This is a genomic window from Streptomyces sp. SID13666 (assembly GCF_010548325.1).
GTDB classification, from domain to species: Bacteria; Actinomycetota; Actinomycetes; order Streptomycetales; family Streptomycetaceae; genus Actinacidiphila; species Actinacidiphila fildesensis.
In genome coordinates this window covers 183,373-203,059 of sequence record NZ_JAAGLX010000010.1, presented here as the reverse complement: position 1 = coordinate 203,059, position 19,687 = coordinate 183,373, and the positions used below count along the sequence as shown (strand labels likewise).

The following is a 19,687-nucleotide window of genomic DNA, read 5'->3' as shown; positions in this document are numbered from 1 at the left end:
GTCAGGAACCTATCAAGGCTGCCGGAATCCGGAAGGGCGGACCCGCTACGAGGTGTGGGTGTGCGCCTCGGGTGCGGGGGCCGGCTTGGCGTCCGCGGGGGTGGCCGTGGCGGCGGTCGCGGTCGCGGCGGCGTCGTCGGCCTTCAGCGCACGCGCCTCGGACTTCAGGATGCGCATGGACTTGCCGAGACCGCGGGCGGCGTCGGGCAGCTTCTTGGAACCGAACAGCATGATCAGAACCAGCGCCACCACGATCAGGTGCCACGGCTCCAGCCCGTTTCGCAACACGGGGATCCTCGCTTCGCGTAGAGATGGGCCAGGGGTGCCCGGGGATATGCGTCGACTGTCGCATTGTCACCCGGACGTGCGTCCAATCAGCCCCTCAGTGCTCAAAGCATCGGCAAAGGCTGGGCATACCTCCGATGACGCCGGCGGCCGGTCCGGGGGTGTGCCCAGCGGCTCGTCCGGCCTTGGCCAGGCCCGGCTCACGTCCTGGTCGGGCCTTGCTCAGGCCCTGAGCAAGGCCCTGAGCAAGGCCCTGGTCAGGCCCGTAGGAAGGCCAGGACCGCCAGGACCCGGCGGTGGGTCTCCTCGGCGGGCGGCAGGTTCAGCTTGCTGAGGATGCTGCCGATGTGTTTGCCGACGGCCGCCTCGGAGACCACCAGCTCACGGGCGATCGACGCGTTCGACCGGCCCTCCGCGATCAGCCCCAGCACCTCGCGTTCCCGCGCGGACAGCCGCTCCAGCGGATCGCGCCGGCGGCGCAGCAGCTGGCGGACGACCTCCGGGTCGACGACGGTGCCGCCGTCCGCGACCCGGCGCAACGCGTCGAGGAACTCCTCGACCTGGCCCACCCGGTCCTTGAGCAGATAGCCGACGCCGGACCCGTCGCCCGAGTCGAGCAGCTCGGCGGCGTAGCTGTGCTGCACGTACTGGCTCAGGACGAGCACCGGCAGCGACGGGCGCTGTGCGCGCAGCGCGACGGCGGCGCGCAGCCCCTCGTCCTGCAGGCCGGGCGGCATGCGCACATCGGTGACGACGATGTCCGGGTCGTGCTCGGCGACCGCCGCCATCAGCGCCTCGGCGTCCCCGACCGCCGCGACGACCTGGTGCCCGAAACGCGCGAGCAGGCCTACCAGCCCTTCGCGGAGCAGGACGCTGTCCTCGGCGAGCACGATGCGCAGTTCTCGTTCCACGCGCTGGATTCTGCCAGCCGGCGCGGACCGGGCGGAGGCCCAGCGGCCTCGGAGGTAGGGCCAGGCATACCCGAGGACTCCGTCCTGCCGTGCTGTGCGCGCGGCGCGCCGCCGATTGGCTGGAGCGCATGCTGAACATCGCGCTGCGCACCCTCCGCGCCCGCTGGGCCACCTTCGCCGGCAGCTTCGTCGCCCTCGCGCTGGGCGTCGGCCTGATCGCCACGATGGGCCTGGCGCTGGCCGCCACCCTCGATGCCCCGCACCGGGCGCCCGAACGGTTCGCGGCGGCCCCGGTGGTCGTGCGCGGCACGGACACGCTGCGGGTCACCACCGCGCACGGGGTGCGCGAGAAGCGGCTCGACCGCCCCCGGCCGGTCCCGGCGGCCACCGCCGCCGCGCTGGCCCGGCTCGGGCGCACCGTCCAGGACCGTACGTTCCCGGTACGTGCGGACGGCGCCCCGGCCGGCACGGTCGGCCACGCCTGGTCGGCGGCGGCCTTCACCCCGTACCGGCTCACCTCCGGCCGCGCGCCCGCGACCCCCGGCGAGATCGTGACGACGGGCGGCTGGGCCGCACCGGGCGCCCGAGTCATGCTGCACACCCCGGACGGTGTCAGCGCGGGCCGGACGGTCGTAGGTACCGTCGTCGGGGCCGCTCCGGACGCGGGTTTCGAGCACGCGGGTTTCGAGCACGCGGTGTTCTTCACGGACGCGGAGGCGGCGCGGCTGGCGCCCCGGATCGACACGGTCGTGGTGTACGCGGACCCGGCCGCCGTACGGGCCTCCGCGCCCGGGGACCTGGACGTCCTCACCGGCGACGACCGGCGCCGGGCCGATCCCGACCCGGACCGCGACAGCGAGGCGCTGACGACGGTGAACGCCCTGCTGGGAACGGCCGGCGGGGTCACCGGGTTCGTGTCGGTGTTCGTCGTCGCGTCGACGTTCGCCTTCGCCGTGGCGCAGCGGCGGCGGGAGTTCGCCCTGCTGCGGGCGGCCGGTGCCGCGCCGCGGCAGCTCCGGCGGCTGGTGATCGTCGAGGCCGCGGTGGTGGGCGCGGTGGCCTCGGCGGCCGGCTGCGTCCTGGGACGGTTCGGGGCGCCAAGGCTGGCGGCGTGGCTGGTGGACGCCGACATCGCACCGTCCTGGTTCGCGATCGGCGGCGACGCGTGGCCGTACTGGACGGCCTTCGGGACGGGGCTCGGCGTCGCGCTCGCGGGCGCCTGGGCGGCGAGCCGCCGGGCCGGGCGCGTGGGTCCGATGGAGGCGCTGCGCGAGGCCTCGGTCGACCGCCGCACCATGACGGCCGGGCGCTGGGTGGCCGGCGGCGGACTGCTGCTGCTCGGCCTCGGCCTGCTCGTCCGGCAGGTGCTCACCGATCCGTCCGACGCGCTGCACCGCAAGACGTACACCACCCAACCGATGCTGCTGATCACGGCGTTCGCGCTGCTCGCACCCGTTGTGGTGGGGCCGCTGACGAAGGCGCTGGCCTGGCTGCCCGCCCGGCTGCCGGGCGTCGCCGGCCGGCTTGTACGGGAGAACGTGCTGGCCGGGGTGCGGCGTACGGCGTCCGTCGCCGCGCCCGTACTGATCACCGTCGCCCTGGCCGGGTCCCTGCTCGGGGTCACCGCGACCGTCAACGCCGCCAAGGCGGCGGAGACGCGCGCGCAGTCGGCGGCCGACTTCGTCGTGACGTCGGATGCCGGCGGCCTCGACCCGGCGACCGTCGCACGGGTCCGCGCACTGCCCGGACTCGACGCGGCCGCCATCGCGCCGACCACCGTGTACCGGCTGGAGGACGGAGTGGCGCTGGTCAAGGACGAGGCCCGCGCCGTCGACGCGGCCGCCCTCGCCGCCGTGACGAACCTCCCGGCGACCGCAGGAAAGGTCACCGATCTCGACGACCGGAGCATCGTCGTCAACGAGGAGTGGCCCCAGCACACCGTCGGCAGCCAGGTGGACGTCTGGCTCGGCGACGGCCGGCGGACGTCACTCCGTATCGCCGCCGTGCTGCGCACCGGCACGGGCGGCAACGGCGCCTACGTCACCCCGCTCAACGCGCCGGGCGCGGCCCCCGACCGGATCGACGTCCGGCTCCGGGCGGGGACGGACGCGGGCAGGGCGGGGACGGACGCGGGCCGTGCAGGGACGGACGCGGGCCGGGCGGCAGCCGCGGCAGCCGCGCTCCGGGCCGCCGTGGCGCCCGGCGGCGGGCACGTGCTGAGCAAGGAGCAGTGGCTCGCGGTGAGTTACCCGGCCACCAGCAGGCAGACCCGGATCGGCACTCTGCTGGTGCTCGGTATAGCCCTGCTCTACTCGTGCATCGCGCTGGCCAACACCCTGGTGATGGCGACCGCCGACCGCGTCCGTGACCTCGCCGTACTGCGCCTCGCCGGGGCCACCCTGGGCCAGGTGCTGCGCCTGGTGGCCGCCGAGGCCCTGCTCATCGTCGCGGTGGGCACGACCCTGGGCGCCGGCGTCGCCGCCCTGAACCTGCTGGGCGTCAAAGCCGCACTGGCCGCGCTGTCCGTACCGTCGTCCCCGGTCGTCATCCCCTGGACGGCCACCGGCGCCGCGGTGGCCGTCTGCGCCCTGCTCGCCGTGCCCGCCGCGGTGATCCCGGCCCGCCTGGCCCTGCGGGGGCGGGCGGTCGGGCTGGTGGGAGGGCGGGAGTAGCGGACGACAGCGCCGGGGCACACCATCCAGGCACGCCACCCGGGCTCAGTCCAGCTTCTTCCAATCGGGGCTCAGCGCCATCGACTTGAGACGGTCGATGGTGAACACCGGCGCGGTCCGGGTGGCGGGCTGGTGGTAGCCGCCCGCGTTCAGCTCGGCGACGACGATCCGCCGGCCGTTGGGGCGCAGGATCTGGGCGACCCACCGCACGGCCCCGGCACCGCCCTTCTCCGCCGACCCCTGGGAGACCAGCACCCGGGTGCCGTCGGCGAGCTTCTCGCCGCCCGAGAAGAACGCCAGGGTGTCGGGGTCCTTGACCGGCCAGTGCTCCACGTTCACCTCGATCAGGGTCCTGCCGTGCCCGTCGTCCACGGTCACATGGGCGAAGCCCTCCGAGTCGTCCGCGTCACTGCGCTTCATACCGGCCGGGATCAGCCCCTTGAGAACGGCGCTGATCGCGGGGCCCGGCACCGAGGAGCTCGCCTCGGCGAGGGTGGGCGGCTCGGCCGGGGACCGGGTGGCCTGGCCGGCCGGGGCCTTGGACGGGCCGAGGGCGTCGAACACCGGCTTCCAGATCGTCATGTTCACCACCGCGGTCAGCTGCGCGGCGGTCAGCGGCGGGTCGGGCCGGGTGTCCGGGGCGCCCTTCTCCGCCGGGGAGTTCCACTCCATGGCGTCGACGACCTGGCCGTCACGGGTGGTCAGGGTGGCCCGCCAGTTCTTGGTGTTCACCCGGTGGTCCGGGTACTCGTACCCCTTGAGCAGGACGAGTACGGAGCCGTCGGCGAGCACGGACCGGTCGCACGAGTCGAACGGCACGTACACGCGGTCCGGGCACCGGGTACCGGCACCGGGGCCCACGCCCTGCCCCGAAGGTGCGTGGTTCAGGCTGACGCTGACCAGACCGGGGCCGTGTCCGTCGTCGTAGACGACCTCCGCGTACGGGGCGCCGATCGGGTCGCCGGTCCCTTCGGCTCCGGTACCGCGTCCCTGCTCACCGGTGGTCACGCCCGGTGGCAGCGCCGACTTGAGCAGGTTGATCATGTGCTGCGCGGTGACCCGCTCGCCCGACGCGACAGCGACCGAGCGCGGTCCGCCCTGCGCGGCCGGGTCCTCCGCGACGTGGTGTCCGGCCGAACCCGACATCCCGCCCGCCATCAGCCCCCCGACGGCGACCAGCGTGAGCGTCGCCGCACCGCCCGCGACCGCGGCCCTGCGGCGCAGCCGCATCACCCGGCCGCGGGCCGCACCACCGTCCACCAGCGCCCTGTTGTCGGTGAAGAAGGTGCCGGCGGTACCCCGTATGGCTTGGCCGAGATCATCCTCGAAGGGGTCCGAGGGCGCGAAGGGGTCGAAGGGCATGGGGAACCACCGTTTCGTATGGCGTATGGCGTGGGGGGCGTGGGGCGAGCGGCGTGGGGGCGTAGGCGTGGGGGCGTAGGCATGGGGATCGGTGGAAGTGGGAAATGGGTGGCGTCAGTTCGCGGCGAATTCGGCAAGGGAGCCGCCGAGCAGTTCCCGCAGCTTCGCCAACGCCCTGACGGAACGCGTCCGCACGGAGCTGGACGAAGCGCGCATCGCGTCGGCGGTCTCCTCGATGCTGCGGTCCTCCCAGTACCGCAGCACCAGCACCGCCCGGTCCTTGGGCGCCAGCCGGCCGAGCGCGTCGAGGAGCGTCAACCGCAGCGTCGTGTCGACGCCCGTCTCACCCGGCACGTCCGGCAGGTCGGGGGTCGGGCGTTCGCGGTTGCTGCGGCGCCGCTGGTGCGAGAGGAAGACCCGCACCAGGACGGTCTGCGCGTACCCGGCCGGGTTGTCGATCTTGGAGGCCCGCCCCCAGACCACAAACATCCGGCCGAGGGTCTCCTGGACGAGATCCTCGGCGAGATGAGTGTCACCGCTGGTCAGCAGGCATGCCGAACGGAAGAGGTGCCCCGCGCGGTTGGCGGCGAAGTCCAGATAGCCGTCCTCCTGCGTCTGCCGCATCCACCCCCCATTCGCCGTGTACACCTCATTGACGCGCCAGAGGTGCCTGAATGTTTCACGGCCCGGGAGGATTTCCGCAAGGTTCCCGACGGCCCGCTACGCGGCGACCGCCACCGATCCCTGGCCGAGCGCCGAGGCGACGGCCGGGGCGAGCGCCGGGGCGAGGGCCGGGGCCGGAGCGACGGACGGGGCGACGGACGGAGCGGCGATCGGGGTGGTGGCCGGAGTGCTGACCGGCGCGGTGACCGGGGTGGCAGCCGCGATGGCCGTCGGTGCGTCGGCCGCCTTGGCGCCGCCCTTGGCGAAGACGATGACCCGCAGGGCGACGAAGCGGCCGACACCGGCGAGGCCGGAGGCCGACAGGTACACGCTCTGCTCCAGCAGCGGACCCGGGTTCGGGTGCACCGCGTGCAGCACGAGCAGCGCGGCGGTGGTGAACAGGTAGCAGATCGCCGCGGTGGCACCGGACTTGATGTGGTCGCTCAGCTGGGCCCGACCGGCCCGGAAGGTGAAGCGGCCGTGCAGCTCGGTGGCCAGCAGGGTGGAGGCGACGGTCACCAGCGCGTTGGCGACCACCAGGGGCAGCGGGCCCGACAGCAGCAGCATGACGGCGCTGGACAGCAGCCCCACGCCCCCGCCGCACACGACGAACCGCACGAAGGCCGCGATCGGCCCGGTCCTGCCGGTTGGGTGGTCGGTGCTCCGCTCGATGCTCCCCGTGGTCTTCATGTTCCAAGACTCCCGTACGCCACTGACAGCGCGCTGACTTCCGCTGACCGGTCACTGACCGCCCGCTGACACGGTGCCCGCCGAGCTGTCACGATGGGTGTGATCGCAGGAGGAATGCATGACAGAGGTGTTTCTACGGCGTCTGAGCCGGTGGCAGGCCGAGGCGCAAAGGGAGGCCTTCGCGGACCTCTACGTCGAGTCCTACCCCGGCGCCCAAGGCGAGGAGTTCCACAGCCGGCAGAGCTTTCTGCGGCGCTTCGCGGAGCATGTGCAGCACCCCGGATTCGATATGACGATCGCCGGCGACCCTGCGCTCGTGGGCTTCGCATACGGCTTTCCTCCCGATCGCGGCGGCGAGTGGTGGCAGGGATTCGTCGGTGGGGTCCCGCAGGACCTGGAGGAGCACACCGCGTCCGGCCAGGTCTTCGGCGTCGTCGAGCTGCTGGTGCTCCCCTCCCACCGCCGTCTCGGGGTCGCGGGCCGGCTGCAGGACATGCTGCTGTCGCGCAGCGACGCGGCCGTGGCATCCGTGCTGGTGGAGACGCCGAACGTGCCGGCGCTGGCCGCGTACCGGGAGTGGGGCTGGTCGAAGAACGGTGAGGTCCATCGCCGGCACGACCATGTGTTGACGGTGCTGGAATCGTGGAGCCGCAGCCTCGCGGATTAGCGGAGCCGGGGGTGGCGGAGCGGACAGAGGGGGCAGAGGGGGCAGAGGGACTGGCGTAGCGGCAGGGACCCGTGCGTCGGGGAGAGTCCGGCTGCCGGACCGTCGTCACGGCAGCAGCAGGGTCTTCCCGACGACGTCGCGGGCCTCCATCGCCCGGTGCGCGTCGGCGGCACGCTCCAGCGGGAACGTCTGCCCGATGACGGGCCTGATCCGTCCCGCCGCGGCCTCCGACAGCGCACGCTTCAGCAGCCGACGGGCGATGTCCTGCGCGAACTGCACCTGCTCGATTCCGCGTACGGTCACCTCGCGCCGGCGCGCCTCCTCCGGGTCGACGGGCGCGAAGCCGCCGGCGGCCGCGCCGTGCGCGGAGAACTGGCCGCCGCGGGCGGTCAGTTCGAACGCGGCCAGCCCGAGCTCCCCGCCGACGCCGTCGTACACCATGTCGGGACCCGCACCGCCGGTCGCCCCGCGCACCCGCTCCTCCCAGCCCGGCAGCGAGTAGTCGACGACGGCGTGGGCACCCAGTTCGCGCAGCAGGTCCAGCTTCTGCTGGCCGCGAGCGGCCGCCACGACCCGTTCCCCCGCCGCCAGGGCCAGCTGCACCATGAGGATGCCCAGCCCGCCGCCGGCCCCGGTGACCAGGACCCACTCCCCCGGCTGCGTGCGGGCGGCGTCCGCCAGGCCCAGCGCGGTGGTGCCGTCGTGGAGCAGCGCGGCGGCCTCGCGCGGGCGGAGCCCGTCGGGTACGGGGATCAGCGCGGCCGCGGGCGCCAGGGCCCGCTCGGCGTACCCCCCGCGGTCACCGACATGGACGGCGACGGACCGGCCGATCCAGCCGGGCTCGACGCCCTCGCCGACGGAGAGCACCCGCCCGGCCACCGCGCCTCCCGGCACGTACGGCGGCCGCACCGGCATGAAGTCCTGGGCCAGGCCCTCGCGGATCCGCGCCTCGAAGAGGATCACGTCGGCGGCCTCCACCCCCACGACCACCTCACCGGGACCGGCGACCGGATCCGGCAGTTGCACCGTCACCAGCACCTCGGGACCGCCGAACCGCGTCACCTGTACTGCTCGCACACCCATCACTCCCCGCGTCCGCCACCTGCTGTTCCGTCCACGGAGCAGTCTCAGACGTGAACCTAAGTTCATGTCAAGGGGCGCCCGGGTGCGAGGCGGGGCGTGGGGCGGGGTGCGCGGATCACCGGACCGCGTCGAGCCGTACGAACTCATCGGCGGTGAGCGTCACGTCGCCGGCCGCCGCCGAGTCACGGATCGTCCCGGGCCTGCTGGCGCCCGGGATGGGGACGACGACCGGGGACTTCGCCAGCAGCCACGCGAGAGTGATCCGCTGCGGGCTGACCCCGTGATCCCGTGCGACCTCGTGGAAGGCGGCGAAGGGCGGGGCGGGGGTCCTGGAGCCGGCCGTCGGCGGGGCGTCGAGCGAGCTCCGGGAGATGCCGCCGAGCGGGCTCCAGGGCAGGAAGGCGATCCCGAGCTCGTCGCACAGCCGCAGCTCGGCCGCACTGTCGCGGACTGCGGGCGAGTACTCGTTCTGCACCGAGGCCAGCCGTCCGCCGAGGATCTCGTCGGCCTGCCGGATCTGACCGGCGTCCACGTTGGAGACGCCCACCATCCGGATCGTGCCCGCATCGAGCAACTCCCGCAGCGCGCCCACGGATTCGGCGAACGGGACCCGGGGGTCCGGCTTGTGGAGCTGGTACAGCCCGATCGCCTCGCCGCCGAGCCGCCTCAGCGACTCCTCGCAGGCCCGCTTCAGATGCTCCGGGGTGCCGTCGACGGTCCACGAACCGTCGCCGGGCCGCCCGCGGCCCCCCTTGGTCGCGACGAGGACGTCCGACGTGTCACCGCCGTAGGCGGCGATGGCGCGGGCGATCAGCTCCTCGTTGTGCCCCCGCTCGTCCGCGTGCCAGTGGTAGGAGTCGGCCGTGTCGATGAGCGTCACCCCCGCGTCGAGCGCCGCGTGGACCGTGGCGAAGGCTCTGGCCTCGTCCGGCCGCCGCTCGATGGACAGCGGCATGGCCCCGAGGCCGACCGGACCGACGGTGACGTCACGGATCCGGCGCGCGTTGCTGCCGCTCATCGCTGTCATCCCTGTCATCCCTGTCATTTCTGTCATTCCTGGACTCCCGTCTCGGCGATGGCGCCGGGCAGCCACTCCGAAGTGGTCGAGAACGGGAAACCCAGCTCGGTGGCCCGCGAGTTGTCCATCGCGTAGTAGCGGTCGAACGAGAACGGCGACACGTCGTCGCCCGCCCGGGATCCTGTACGCGTGAACGTCGGCCGTTCCGAACCGAGTTGTGCCGCGACCAGCTCGCTCAGCTCCGTGGCGCTCAGCTCACCGTGCGAGTTGGCGTTGACCGGCCCGGTGAAGTCGGCGCCGGCCGCCCAGAACAGGAACTCGGCGATCTCGCGGTCATGGATGAACGTGGAGGGGTGCTCCTCGGCGTGAACGACGACCGGCCGTCCCGTACGGACCCGGTCCACGTAGTGGTCCAGCCGCCCGGTGAACTCCTCCGCGCCGCCGCCCAGCACATGCGCGCTGCGCACGGAGACGAACGCGAACGCCGGGTCCTGGCTGAACACCGCCTCCGCCTGCCGCTTGCCCTCGGCGTAATGCCGGGCGTCGCCGAGCTGCTCCCTGAACGCCTCCTCCCCCCAGGGGAGTTCGAGGTCGACCGGCCACGTTCCTGGATCCACCGCGCCCTCGCCGACCGGACGATGGGGATGGGGCGAGCCGTCAAAGGTCGCCGGGTCATAGACCTCCATCGTGGACGTCATGACGTAGCGCGTGGTGCGGTCGCGGAAGACGCGCTTGGCGATGGCCGCCTGTCGCGGTGTGTAGCAGACCTGGTCGATGACGACATCGAAGTGCCGGTCACCCAGCGCGGCTTCGAGCGCCGCCTCGTCGTCACGGTCCGCGACGAGATGCGTGACGCCGGGCGGCGCCGGTGACGAGCCGCGGTTGATGACCGTGACGTTGACCCCCTCGTCGCGCAGCCGCAGCATCAGCCGCTTGCCGAAGTACCGGCTGCCACCGATGACACAGACGTCGCGCAGGACGCCCCCCGTGGAGTCGCTCATTCCCTCAGAACCTTTCCCACCAGGCAGGACACCCCCGCCACTGGGCTCAAGTGTTACCGTCTCGACCCAGCATCTGAAGGGGAGATCATGGGAGATTCAGCGGCGCTGCCGAAAGAACCACGCCATCTGCGGGGCCTCGCCCACGATTCCTCGGTGGCCCTCGACAGCGTCGACACGCGGCTGCTCGAACTCGTCCAGACCGAGGGCCGCATCACTCTCAGTGAGCTGGGCCGCCGGGTGAGCCTCAGCCCGGCCGCCGTGGCGGAACGGATCCGCCGGCTGGAGAGCAACGGCATCATCACCGGCTACTCCGCGGTGGTCGCACCGGACCGGCTCGGCTACGCCATGCTCGCCTTCGTCCGGGTCTCCCCGCACGGCGGCTACACGCTGCGTCACCCCAGGACGCTGGAACTGATGGCACGCCCCGAGGTCCTGGAGGTGCACCACGTCGTCGGCGAGGACTGCTGGATCCTCAAGGTCGCCGTGGCCGACACCTCGCACCTCGAGGAGATGCTCGAACAGATCTCGGCCCTCGGCCGCACCACGACATCGATCGTGCTGTCCTCCCCGGTCGAACGGAAGGTCATCACCCCGATCGACCGCACCGGCACAGCACGTTAGAGAGCAGCGCGTCAGAGAGCAGCACGTCAGGGAGCACCACGCCGGAGAGCACCACGCCGGAGGGCACCACGTCAGAGAGCACCACTTGGTGAGCAGCGCGCCAGGAAAGAGGCGCGCCACGATCGAGGCTCACCCGGTCAGGAGGAGGAGCCGTCCGCTGACCGCCAGGCGTCGGCCCCGGCGTGGGTGGCGGCCTGCGAAGCCACCTTCGCCTGCCGGAAGGCGCGGGCCGCCAGCTCGGACGGCGGCACCTCCATGTGACGGACGTATCCGCGTCCTGCGTTCAGCAGCGTGACGCCGATCATGACCGTCCCGGCCAGCCCCAGCACCGCCGCGACCCCGGTAACGGCCACGCCCACCGCGAGCGTCCGCGTGTCGATGTCGATTCCGTGCTCAGTCATCCGATTGATCGCCATACATCCAGCCTGAGCGCCCGCGCCGTCTTCCGCACGCCGGGCGGAGCCGTCCGGGGCCCTGATCCCCCGACCACAGCGCTCTGACAACTTCTTCACAGGTGCCTGCCAGCCTGTCGATCATGCCGGCCGCCGCGCGGCAGCCGCCGGACGCGGCGAGCGCCGGACGCGGCGGCCGCTCCGACACCGATCGACCCCCGTCAACGGAAGGCACCACCATGTCCTACCTCCGCACCCTGCGCACCGCCGCCGTCACCGCAGTCATCGCCGGCACGGTGCTGCTCCCGGCCACCGGAGCGTTCGCCGCGGACGCGAGCGCCAAGCCCACCCCCGCCCCCTCCGCCACCCCCGGCGCGGCCACCGACGTCCCCCGGCCCACCCCGTCCGTGAGCGCCCCCGGCGGCACCCGCACCGGCGCCGCCCAGCCGACCGCCGCCCCGATGCCGCGCGGCGGCGTCGCCGCCGGCGAGCAGCCGGCCGGGAGCACGGGCACGAGCAACGCCACCATCGCCGGCTCGGCCGCCGCGGCCGCCGCACTCGCGGGTGCCGGTTTCGTCATCGTGCGCCGCCGGGCAGCCCGCCACGACGGCTGATCCTCCGATCCACGTGGTGCGCCGCCCGACCGGGCGGCGCACCACCCCCTTATAAGGACACCCATGGCCCGCATCCCGAACCCGGCGCGCGCCCTGCGAGCCCCGCTCATCGCGCTGACCCTCACCACCCTGGCCGCCTGCTCGTCGGGCTCCCCCTCCGCCACCGCCCCGGACGCACCCGCCCCCGGCGCATCGACCCCGCCCCCCGCGACGGCGCCCAGCACCCCCGGTGACCCCACTCGCGTGGTGATCCCCTCCATCGGCGTGGACAGCTCCCTCCTACGGCTCGGCCTCAACGCCGACCAGACGGTTCAAGTCCCGCCGCCGGACCAGGGCATGACCGCCGGCTGGTACACGAACAGCGCGGTACCCGGCCGGCGCGGCTCCTCCGTCGTCATCGGCCACAACAGCACCCGGTACGGCAAGGCCGTCTTCCACGATCTCGCGAAGATCAAGAAGGGCGCCGACATCGCCGTCCGCGGCGCCGACGGAAAGACCGTCCACTTCACCGTCACCACCACCCAGACGGTGAACAAGAAGACCTTCCCCACCCAACAGGTCTACGCCCCCACCCCGACCCCCACCCTCCGCCTGATCACCTGCGACGGCTCGATAGACCCCCAGGGCCACCCCGTCGACAACCTCATCGTCTACGCAACCCTGACCTGAGCCCCGACGCCCGACACCGCCCCGCCGCAGAACGAAGAAGTCCCGGTCAGCAAGCTGACCGGGACTTCCTTACGTGGGGCCGCCTTCGGGATTCGAACCCGAGACCTACGCATTACGAGTGCGTTGCTCTGGCCAACTGAGCTAAGGCGGCATGCTGCGCTCGGCCAGTGTGGCGGGAGCAGCGGCGCCAAGTCTACAGGGTTGTTGGGGGTGCTCCGTGCAGGGGTGGATCGGGCGGAAATGCAGGTCAGCGGGTCAGTCGCACTTTTTGTTCTTGGGCGGGGTGGTGCCTTCGAGGAGGTAGAGGTTCACGGCGGTGTCGATGCAGTCGGAACCGCGGCCGTAGGCGGTGTGGCCGTCGCCGTTGTAGGTGAGGAGGTGGCCGGAGGAGAGCTGGGAGGCGAGGGACTCGGCCCAGGAGTACGGGGTGGCGGGGTCGCGGATGGTGCCGACGACGAGGATCGGGGCCGCGCCCTTGGCTTCGATGCGCTGGGGCTTGCCGGTGGCCGGGACCGTCCAGTAGCCGCAGATCAGGCTGGCCCAGGCCAGGCCCGTGCCGAAGTGCGGGGAGGTGGAGCGGAAGGACGGGAGGGCGCGCTCGACGTCGGCCGGGGAGGAGAGCGCCGGGGGGAGGTCGAGGCAGTTGACGGCGGCGTTGGCGAACATGAGGTTCGAGTACTTGCCGCTGCTGTCGCGCTCGTAGTACTCGTCGGAGAGCTTGAGGAGGCCGGCGCCGTCGCCCTGCTGGGCCTTGGCCAGGGCGGCGCGGAGCGTCGGCCAGGAGCCCTCGTCGTACATGGCGGAGATCACGCCGGTGGTGCCGAGCGCCTCGGTGAGCGGGCGGGCCTGGCCGGTGGGGAGTGGCTTGGCGTCGAGGGAGCGGAAGAGTTCGTCGAGGCGGTGCCCGGCGTCGTCGGCGCTCTTCGTGCCCAGGGCGCAGTCGGTGTGCTTGATGCAGTCGTTCGCGAAGGCGGTGAAGGCGGTCTCGAAGCCGCCGGCCTGGGTGCGGCTGCTGTCGAGGGCGGAGACCGAGGGGTCCATCGCGCCGTCGAGGACCAGCCGGCCGACGCGCTGCGGGAACAGTCCGGCGTAGGTGGCACCGAGGAAGGTGCCGTAGGACTTGCCGACGTAGGTGAGCTTGTCGTCGCCGAGCAGGGCCCGCAGGACGTCCATGTCACGGGCCGATTCGACCGTGGAGACATGGCCGAGGAGCTTGGCGGAGCGCTTCGCGCAGCCGGCCGCGAACCCCGTGTCGGCGGTGACGAGCTTGCCGGTCTCGGCGGCGTCGTCGGGGGTCGTGTCGACGGCGGTGAAGGCGTCCATCTGCGCGTCGGTGAGGCACTCGACGGGCTCGCTGCGGGCGACGCCGCGCGGGTCGATGGCGGCCATGTCGTAGCGGGCGGTGACCGGTGCGGGGTAGCCGAGCGCCGCGTACTGCAGGTAGTCGATGGCCGAGCCGCCGGGACCGCCGGGGTTGACCAGGAGCGAGCCGAGGCGCGCGCCGGGGCCCGCCGCCTTCTTGCGGGCGACGGCGAGCTTCAGATCGTCGGCCGCGACGGGGTGCGCGTAGTCCAGCGGGGCCTTCATCGTGGCGCACTCGAAGCCGGGGACGCCGCACGAGTGCCAGTTCAGCTTCTGCGTGTAGTACGGCGCCAGGCTCGCGTCGCCGGCCGACGGGAGCGGGCCGAGCGAGCTGGCGGTGGTGGAGGCGGCGGCGCTGTGGCCCGGGCCCCCGCTGCTGCATCCGGAGAGGAGCAGGCCTGCCACCGCGAGGGCGATGGCGGGGATACGGAGCGGGCTCTTGGAGTACATCGGCGGCTCGGGTCCTCCCGTCGGGTGAGGGGGAGCGTATCCGTCCTGGTGGGGTGGAGGCGGGCTCCGCCGCCCGCCCATGGGCTATTTGTAGGCTTTTTGTGGGCCGTTTGAGGGTTGATCGAGTGGCTGGGTCCGGGTGAGCGGCTGGGTCCGGGTGAGTGTCCCGGCGGGTGTCCGGGCGGGTGTCCGGGCGGGTGTCCCGGCGGGTGTCCGGGCGGGTGTCCGGGGCCAGGGGTCTCGCGGGGTGCCTGCGCCGGGTGGTGCGCTCCCGCTACGGGTGCTTCGGGCCGTCGACCTTTTCCGTCAGGTAGCCGGCGACGCGGGCGAAGAGTTCGCGGCGGCCGCTCACGCCGTCGATGACGCGTACCTCGTCGGCGCGGGGGCGCAGCGCCGTGCGGAACCTGAGGGCCGAGTCGCGGGAGGCGCTCTCGCCGGAGCCGGAGGCGATGAGGAGCGCGGGGCGCCGGCCCGCCGGGGACGGGGGCGGGACGGCGACGCCCTCGTACCGGCCGGAGATCCCGGCGACCGCGCGGTAGCGGTCGGGGTGGGCGAACGCCTCGCGGACCGCGCACGCCGCACGGTCGCCGACGCCCAGGATCGCGCGCGCCGACCGGGTCGTCAGGGTGCGGTAGTGCCGGGCGACCGCGTCGAGATCGGGTCCCGCGCCGCCGCAGGTGCGCGGGATCACGAGCAGGAACGGGTCCGCCAGGCGCCGCTGGACCTGGGCGGCGAAGCCCGCGTAGAGCTCCTGGTCCCCGGCGCCGACCTCCGCGACCACCACGGGGAAGGAGACCTTCGCGGCGCGGGGGTACGCGTACTGCTGTGGCGTCCAGACGCGTGTGCCATCGGCGAGCTCCTGCAGGACGCCGCCCGCCGGGCGGGAGATCGTACGGGGCGCCGCGGACCCGGACGCGGGCGGTGCGGCCGCGCGGGCGGGCGGCCGGGGAGGCGCGGGCACCCGGAGGTCCACCGCCGTACGGGCGGCGGCCGTCACCGTGCCCCCGCCACCTCCCGGTGACAACAGCGGCACGGCGACGGCGACCACCGCCAGGACGGCCACGCCCGCGGCGGCGGCGCGCAGCGCCGTACCGGTGCGGTCCTGCGCCAACTCGTAGACGCGGCCGGACCGTTCCGACCACCAGTAGCGCAGCGCGGAGCGCACGAGTGCCACGGCGGCGGCAGTGGTGAGGAAGAGCAGAGTGAACAGGACGGCATCAGCCACGGTACGGACCACCTCGGGGACGACTACGGCCCCCGGGTGGGCTCCGGCGGCACTGTCTGCAGCCTGCAACGCGGCACGCCGGGTGGGCGGTCGGCGTTACGGGTCCCTGCCGTTGATCACCCAAAGGCACCAAAGACGCCGAGGTGACGACAGCGGGCCGAGGAGGGCGAAAGCCCCGTCGGCCCGCCCCCGTCAGCCCGCCCGCAGCGACAGCGTCATCGCCTCCACCGCCAGCAGCGGCGCGACGTTTCGTTCCAGTGCCTGCCTGCAGGCCAGGATCGACTCGATCCGGCGCAGCGAGTTCTCCGGACGGGAGGACGCCGCGATGCGCTCGATCGCGTCGCGCGCCTCGACGTTCGCGATGCCGACCTTCGAGCCGACCTGCACCGCGAGCACGTCCCGGTAGAAGCCGGCCAGGTCGATGAGGGCCAGGTCGAGCGTGTCCCGCTGGGTACGGGTCGATCGGCGCTTCTGGCGGTCAGCCAGGTCCTTCATGGCGCCCGCCGTGCCGCGCGGCATCCGGCTGCCGGCGCCCGCCGACGCCCCGAGCGCGGCCCGCAGCTCCTCGGTCTCCTTGCCGTCCACGTCCACGGCGACCTGCTTGGCGTCGTCCGAGGCCGCGTCCACCAGTTCCTGCGCGGCCTTCAGACACCCGCCCACGTCGTCCACCCGCAGCGGTACCCGCAGCACGGTCGCCCGCCGCGCCCGCGCCTGCTCGTCGGTGGCGAGCCGGCGGGCCCGGCCGATGTGGCCCTGCGTCGCCCTGGCGACCGTCGCGGCCAGCTCGGGGTCGATCCCGTCCCGCCGCACCAGGATGTCGGCGACCGCTTCCACGGACGGGGTCCGCAGGCTCAGCAGCCGGCACCGGGAGCGGATGGTCGGCAGCGCGTCCTCGACCGAGGGCGCGCACAGCAGCCAGACGGTCCGGGGCGCGGGCTCCTCGACCGCCTTCAGCAGCACGTTCCCCGCACCTTCGGTGAGGCGGTCGGCGTCCTCCAGGACGATCACCTGCCACCGGCCGCCCGCCGGCGACATGGCGGCCCGCCGCACCAGGTCACGGGTGTCCTTCACGCCGATCGACAGCAGATCCGTCCGGACGATCTCGACATCCGCGTGCGTCCCGATCAGCGTGGTGTGGCAGCCGTCGCAGAACCCGCAGCCCGGTGCCCCGCCCAGCGCCCGGTCCGGGCTCGTGCACTGCAGGGCCGCCGCGAAGGCGCGGGCCGCGGTGGAGCGGCCGGAGCCGGGCGGGCCGGTGAACAGCCAGGCGTGCGTCATCTTGGACGCGGTCGGCAGCGCCGCGCCCTTCGCGCCCGCCGACGTGGCCGTCACCAGGGCATCGGCATCCCGCGCGGCCGCGGACAGCTGCGCCGTCACCGCGTCCTGGCCGACCAGGTCGTCCCACACCGCCATTACGAGTCCTCTGCGGTCGCCGTTCGCTCCATCGCCCGTTGCCATCGCATGCCATCGGACCTGCACACCATTGTCGGGCATCGCACTGACAACGGATCGCCTCCCATCGGCCGACCCCGGACCGCCCTACCGCTCACATCGTGTAACCGCACTACCGCTCACATCGTGAGCCGGCGCACCCCGCCCGCCACAGCGCGCTGCTCCGGAGCGTCCGCCCCGGTCCAGCAGGATCCGCGGCGGGCCAGCAGTCGGCGGAGCCAGACCTCCGTCGCGACGAGCTCGCCGAGCCCGTCCAGCGGGAGCGCCTCCCCGTCGGCGGCGGCCCGCAGGGCCTGGCGGACGACGCGGGCCTCGACGAGCCCGGCGTCGGCGAGCAGCGGTGTGTCGAACAGCTCGATGAGGTCGTCGACGGAGGACCGCAGCCCGGTGCGGAACGCAGCGGCGGTCGAGACGTGGGAGTTGGCGCCCCAGCCCGGCGGCAGCTCCCGGATCCCGGAGCCGGCCAGGACCGCCCGCAGCACCGAGACCCGCGCCCCGGGCTGCACGCGCAGCGCCTCGGGCAGCGCCCGGCAGGCGCGGACGACCTGGTTGTCGAGGAACGGGGCGTGCAGCCGCTGGCTGCGCACCTCGACGGCTTGCTCGAAGACGCGGTGGTCGGCGGCGTGCCGAGCCAGCGCGGCCCGCGCGCGCCGGTCGCCCGGACGTTCCACCGGTCCGGGCCGGGCGGCCGCCTCCTGGAGGCGAACCGATACTTCGGCGAGGGCCTCGCCGGTGAGCCAGCGGGCGGCCGGGCCCGGCCCCGGCCAGGCCAGCGCGGCGAGGGAAGCGTTGAGCGCGGCGCCAGGACCTGTGTCACCGGAGCTCGAGCCGGGACCGAAGCCGTTGCCGGAGGCCGCGGACGAGCCGGAGCCGTAGCCGAAGTCGCGCCGCAACAGCCGGGCCGCGGCGTCCTGCACGCCCTGCTGGTAAGGCGTACGGGCCAGCCGCCGGGCGGCGCGGTAGACGGTGAAGGGGACGAGGACGGAGCGGCCGGTCGGGCCGTCCGCCGTGGCGAGCGCGGCCACCGGACGCAGCATGTGCCGGCGGTGCCGGTCCAGGAGCAGGTCGGCGAGGCGTGCCGGGTGCGCGTCGAGGACCTGGCGGGCGCCGTGCCCCACGAGGTGGTCGGCGCCGCCCGCGGCGAGCCGGCGGCGGTGCCGTTCCGCGGTGATGAGGGACGGTCCTGGCTCGTCGGTGAGCGGGCCCGAGCCGAGGTCGGCGTACGGGAGCGCCTCGGTGCCGCCCGGCACCACTACGTGGTGCAGCCGGGGGTCGGCGGCCATGGCCCTGGCCCGTTCGAGTTCGGCGTCGCGGGACTGCAGTCCGCCGCCCGCCAGATCGTTGAAGGTGACGGCCAGCAGCCGCTGCCCGGCCGAGGACCCGTGGCCGAGCGGGGTGCCGGGCATGCCGGGCAGTCCGGCGGCGAGCAGCGCGAGAGTGGCGGAGGCGCTGCCTCCGGACAGGTCCGCGCCGATGCCGGGGGACGGTGCCTCGCCGGCCTCGGGGATGAAGCGCGGCTGGGCGAGCCGGGCCCGTACGGCGTCGACGAGGGCGTCGCGGACCCCGGTGATCGCCGCCTCGGTGTCGGCGGCGGAGGTCTGGTTGCCGACGGCGAGCGACGCGGTCGCCTCGTAGCCGCTGATCTCGGGGACGCCGTCGCGCAGGATGAGGGCGTGGCCCGGCGGCACCCGCCGGACGCCGATGTACGGCGTCCCGTCGCCGAGTGCCTCGGGCGAGTCCGGGCAGGCGAGGGTGGCGGCGAGGTGGGTGACGTCCAGCCCCGCCTCGGTGAGGTCCGCGAGCGGGAGAGCGGCCGTCGCGAAGGCCGTACCGCCCGCCCAGCGGGTGTGGAAGACCGGCCGGGCGCCAGCGAGATCGCCCAGGATCGTGATGCGGCGCCCGAGTTGGAGTACGGCGGTGTAGCTGCCGGGCCATGCGGTGAGGTGGCGCAGGGCGCCCCCGCGGGCGGCGAAGAGGCCGACGCGCAGCTGGGCGTCGCTCGCGTGGCAGCGGCCGAGGATGGCGATCCGGGCGATGGCGGGGTGGCTGCTGCCGTAGCCGCTGCCGTGACCGCCGCCGTAGGTACTGCCGTTGCTGTCGCCGTAGCCGTTGGCGCTCTGGTAACTGGAGGCTCCGCGGCTGCTGTTGCCGCTGTAGCCGTTGTTCCCGTACCCGTTGTTCCCGTCCCCGTAGCTTCCGGAGCCGCTGCCGTACCCGCTCCCGTAGGCCGCGCCGGAACCGGACCCGGACCCGGAACCCGAGCTGGATCCCGAACCGGAATAGCTGCTGCCGCCCTGGTAGGAGGCGCCGGCCGGGTCGGCGTGGATCACGCGGACTTCGTCAGCACGCCAGTCACCGACCGCCCACAGCGGATCCGGGTCGCCCCACAGAAGTTGCGCGCCAACCGGGAGGACCGTACGGGCCTTAGTGCCCGGGAGTGACCCCGCGGCGGCACTGCTCCACCCCACCAACCACCGCATCGCCGCCTCCACAGGCTGTGGACCACTGGCTGTGCGGCATGCGAACTGCCGCTCCGCCTGAGGAACATGC

18 protein-coding genes and 1 tRNA gene are annotated in these 19,687 nt (G+C 73.6%); 5 read left to right on the top strand and 14 right to left on the bottom strand.

Annotation, left to right across the window (positions count from 1 at the left end; translation table 11 throughout):
* Nucleotides 1-45: 45 nt before the first annotated feature.
* Together tatA and G3I60_RS16625 are read right to left on the bottom strand one after the other, a co-directional pair.
* Nucleotides 46-288 carry a Sec-independent protein translocase subunit TatA gene (tatA, locus tag G3I60_RS16630; RefSeq protein WP_138355848.1) on the bottom strand — a complete coding sequence of 81 codons (243 nt, stop codon included), beginning with the start codon at nt 286-288 and terminating at the stop codon, nt 46-48.
* Nucleotides 289-542: 254 nt separating this feature from the next.
* Entirely contained in the window at nt 543-1,175 is a 633-nt protein-coding gene (locus G3I60_RS16625) for a response regulator transcription factor (RefSeq protein ID WP_164295174.1), read from the bottom strand.
* Between the two features lie 149 nt (nt 1,176-1,324).
* On the opposite strand from G3I60_RS16625, the gene G3I60_RS16620 reads away from it, so the two are divergent.
* Entirely contained in the window at nt 1,325-3,868 is a 2,544-nt protein-coding gene (locus G3I60_RS16620) for an ABC transporter permease (RefSeq protein ID WP_164607372.1), read from the top strand.
* 45 nt (nt 3,869-3,913) lie between these two features.
* On the opposite strand, the gene G3I60_RS16615 is transcribed toward G3I60_RS16620, so the two are convergent.
* The 3 genes from G3I60_RS16615 to G3I60_RS16605 all read right to left on the bottom strand — a co-directional run bounded on the left by G3I60_RS16615 (nt 3,914) and on the right by G3I60_RS16605 (nt 6,583).
* Nucleotides 3,914-5,230, bottom strand: coding sequence for a hypothetical protein (locus tag G3I60_RS16615; RefSeq protein ID WP_164295109.1), 1,317 nt, complete (start codon nt 5,228-5,230; stop codon nt 3,914-3,916).
* A gap of 114 nt (nt 5,231-5,344) precedes the next feature.
* On the bottom strand, nt 5,345-5,854 hold the full coding sequence (locus tag G3I60_RS16610) for a SigE family RNA polymerase sigma factor (RefSeq protein WP_164295110.1): 510 nt from the start codon (nt 5,852-5,854) through the stop codon (nt 5,345-5,347).
* Nucleotides 5,855-5,950: 96 nt separating this feature from the next.
* Nucleotides 5,951-6,583: a GtrA family protein gene (locus G3I60_RS16605; RefSeq protein WP_164607370.1), complete on the bottom strand. Its 633-nt coding sequence runs from the start codon at nt 6,581-6,583 to the stop codon at nt 5,951-5,953.
* A 118-nt stretch (nt 6,584-6,701) separates the two neighbouring features.
* Between G3I60_RS16605 and G3I60_RS16600 the strand changes: the two genes are divergently transcribed.
* Entirely contained in the window at nt 6,702-7,250 is a 549-nt protein-coding gene (locus tag G3I60_RS16600) for a GNAT family N-acetyltransferase (protein WP_239069896.1), read from the top strand.
* A 105-nt stretch (nt 7,251-7,355) separates the two neighbouring features.
* Here the strand turns inward: G3I60_RS16600 and G3I60_RS16595 are convergent, their stop codons facing one another.
* The 3 genes from G3I60_RS16595 to G3I60_RS16585 all read right to left on the bottom strand — a co-directional run bounded on the left by G3I60_RS16595 (nt 7,356) and on the right by G3I60_RS16585 (nt 10,352).
* Nucleotides 7,356-8,333 carry a zinc-binding dehydrogenase gene (locus G3I60_RS16595; RefSeq protein ID WP_203673075.1) on the bottom strand — a complete coding sequence of 326 codons (978 nt, stop codon included), beginning with the start codon at nt 8,331-8,333 and terminating at the stop codon, nt 7,356-7,358.
* A gap of 115 nt (nt 8,334-8,448) precedes the next feature.
* On the bottom strand, nt 8,449-9,360 hold the full coding sequence (locus G3I60_RS16590) for an aldo/keto reductase (RefSeq protein ID WP_239069895.1): 912 nt from the start codon (nt 9,358-9,360) through the stop codon (nt 8,449-8,451).
* Between the two features lie 23 nt (nt 9,361-9,383).
* Nucleotides 9,384-10,352: an NAD-dependent epimerase/dehydratase family protein gene (locus G3I60_RS16585; protein ID WP_239069894.1), complete on the bottom strand. Its 969-nt coding sequence runs from the start codon at nt 10,350-10,352 to the stop codon at nt 9,384-9,386.
* Nucleotides 10,353-10,439: 87 nt separating this feature from the next.
* Here G3I60_RS16585 and G3I60_RS16580 point away from each other — a divergent pair, with 87 nt between their 5' ends.
* On the top strand, nt 10,440-10,973 hold the full coding sequence (locus G3I60_RS16580; protein WP_203673073.1) for an Lrp/AsnC family transcriptional regulator: 534 nt from the start codon (nt 10,440-10,442) through the stop codon (nt 10,971-10,973).
* A 137-nt stretch (nt 10,974-11,110) separates the two neighbouring features.
* On the opposite strand, the gene G3I60_RS16575 is transcribed toward G3I60_RS16580, so the two are convergent.
* Complete coding sequence (locus G3I60_RS16575) at nt 11,111-11,374, bottom strand: hypothetical protein (RefSeq protein WP_164295113.1); 264 nt, start codon at nt 11,372-11,374, stop codon at nt 11,111-11,113.
* 230 nt (nt 11,375-11,604) lie between these two features.
* On the opposite strand from G3I60_RS16575, the gene G3I60_RS16570 reads away from it, so the two are divergent.
* Together G3I60_RS16570 and G3I60_RS16565 are read left to right on the top strand one after the other, a co-directional pair.
* On the top strand, nt 11,605-11,979 hold the full coding sequence (locus G3I60_RS16570; RefSeq protein WP_164295178.1) for an LPXTG cell wall anchor domain-containing protein: 375 nt from the start codon (nt 11,605-11,607) through the stop codon (nt 11,977-11,979).
* A 63-nt stretch (nt 11,980-12,042) separates the two neighbouring features.
* Nucleotides 12,043-12,648, top strand: a complete 606-nt coding sequence (locus G3I60_RS16565; RefSeq protein WP_164295114.1) for a class F sortase — start codon at nt 12,043-12,045, stop codon at nt 12,646-12,648.
* 74 nt (nt 12,649-12,722) lie between these two features.
* Here G3I60_RS16565 and G3I60_RS16560 read toward each other — a convergent pair.
* The 5 genes from G3I60_RS16560 to G3I60_RS16540 form a co-directional block, all read right to left on the bottom strand.
* Nucleotides 12,723-12,799, bottom strand: a tRNA-Thr gene (locus G3I60_RS16560).
* 104 nt (nt 12,800-12,903) lie between these two features.
* Nucleotides 12,904-14,460 (bottom strand): alpha/beta hydrolase, encoded by a 1,557-nt coding sequence (locus G3I60_RS16555; RefSeq protein WP_164295129.1) that lies wholly within the window; start codon nt 14,458-14,460, stop codon nt 12,904-12,906.
* Between the two features lie 274 nt (nt 14,461-14,734).
* On the bottom strand, nt 14,735-15,685 hold the full coding sequence (locus G3I60_RS16550) for a hypothetical protein (protein WP_164295130.1): 951 nt from the start codon (nt 15,683-15,685) through the stop codon (nt 14,735-14,737).
* Between the two features lie 192 nt (nt 15,686-15,877).
* Nucleotides 15,878-17,098 (bottom strand): DNA polymerase III subunit delta', encoded by a 1,221-nt coding sequence (locus G3I60_RS16545; RefSeq protein ID WP_164607368.1) that lies wholly within the window; start codon nt 17,096-17,098, stop codon nt 15,878-15,880.
* Between the two features lie 158 nt (nt 17,099-17,256).
* Entirely contained in the window at nt 17,257-19,617 is a 2,361-nt protein-coding gene (locus G3I60_RS16540) for an asparagine synthase-related protein (protein WP_203673071.1), read from the bottom strand.
* Nucleotides 19,618-19,687: the final 70 nt, after the last annotated feature.

Excerpts from the sequence above, each read along its gene's own strand:
- G3I60_RS16600 (WP_239069896.1), top strand. The coding sequence starts at position 6,702 with ATGACAGAGGTGTTTCTACGGCGTCTGAGCCGGTGGCAGGCCGAGGCG.
- G3I60_RS16565 (WP_164295114.1), top strand. The coding sequence starts at position 12,043 with ATGGCCCGCATCCCGAACCCGGCGCGCGCCCTGCGAGCCCCGCTCATC.
- G3I60_RS16590 (WP_239069895.1), bottom strand. The coding sequence starts at position 9,360 with ATGACAGCGATGAGCGGCAGCAACGCGCGCCGGATCCGTGACGTCACC.
- G3I60_RS16545 (WP_164607368.1), bottom strand. The coding sequence starts at position 17,098 with ATGGCGGTGTGGGACGACCTGGTCGGCCAGGACGCGGTGACGGCGCAG.
- G3I60_RS16620 (WP_164607372.1), top strand. The coding sequence starts at position 1,325 with ATGCTGAACATCGCGCTGCGCACCCTCCGCGCCCGCTGGGCCACCTTC.
- G3I60_RS16585 (WP_239069894.1), bottom strand. The coding sequence starts at position 10,352 with ATGAGCGACTCCACGGGGGGCGTCCTGCGCGACGTCTGTGTCATCGGT.
- G3I60_RS16575 (WP_164295113.1), bottom strand. The coding sequence starts at position 11,374 with ATGACTGAGCACGGAATCGACATCGACACGCGGACGCTCGCGGTGGGC.
- G3I60_RS16615 (WP_164295109.1), bottom strand. The coding sequence starts at position 5,230 with ATGCCCTTCGACCCCTTCGCGCCCTCGGACCCCTTCGAGGATGATCTC.
- G3I60_RS16605 (WP_164607370.1), bottom strand. The coding sequence starts at position 6,583 with ATGAAGACCACGGGGAGCATCGAGCGGAGCACCGACCACCCAACCGGC.
- G3I60_RS16610 (WP_164295110.1), bottom strand. The coding sequence starts at position 5,854 with ATGCGGCAGACGCAGGAGGACGGCTATCTGGACTTCGCCGCCAACCGC.
- G3I60_RS16595 (WP_203673075.1), bottom strand. The coding sequence starts at position 8,333 with ATGGGTGTGCGAGCAGTACAGGTGACGCGGTTCGGCGGTCCCGAGGTG.
- G3I60_RS16580 (WP_203673073.1), top strand. The coding sequence starts at position 10,440 with ATGGGAGATTCAGCGGCGCTGCCGAAAGAACCACGCCATCTGCGGGGC.
- G3I60_RS16555 (WP_164295129.1), bottom strand. The coding sequence starts at position 14,460 with ATGTACTCCAAGAGCCCGCTCCGTATCCCCGCCATCGCCCTCGCGGTG.
- G3I60_RS16570 (WP_164295178.1), top strand. The coding sequence starts at position 11,605 with ATGTCCTACCTCCGCACCCTGCGCACCGCCGCCGTCACCGCAGTCATC.
- G3I60_RS16540 (WP_203673071.1), bottom strand. The coding sequence starts at position 19,617 with ATGCGGTGGTTGGTGGGGTGGAGCAGTGCCGCCGCGGGGTCACTCCCG.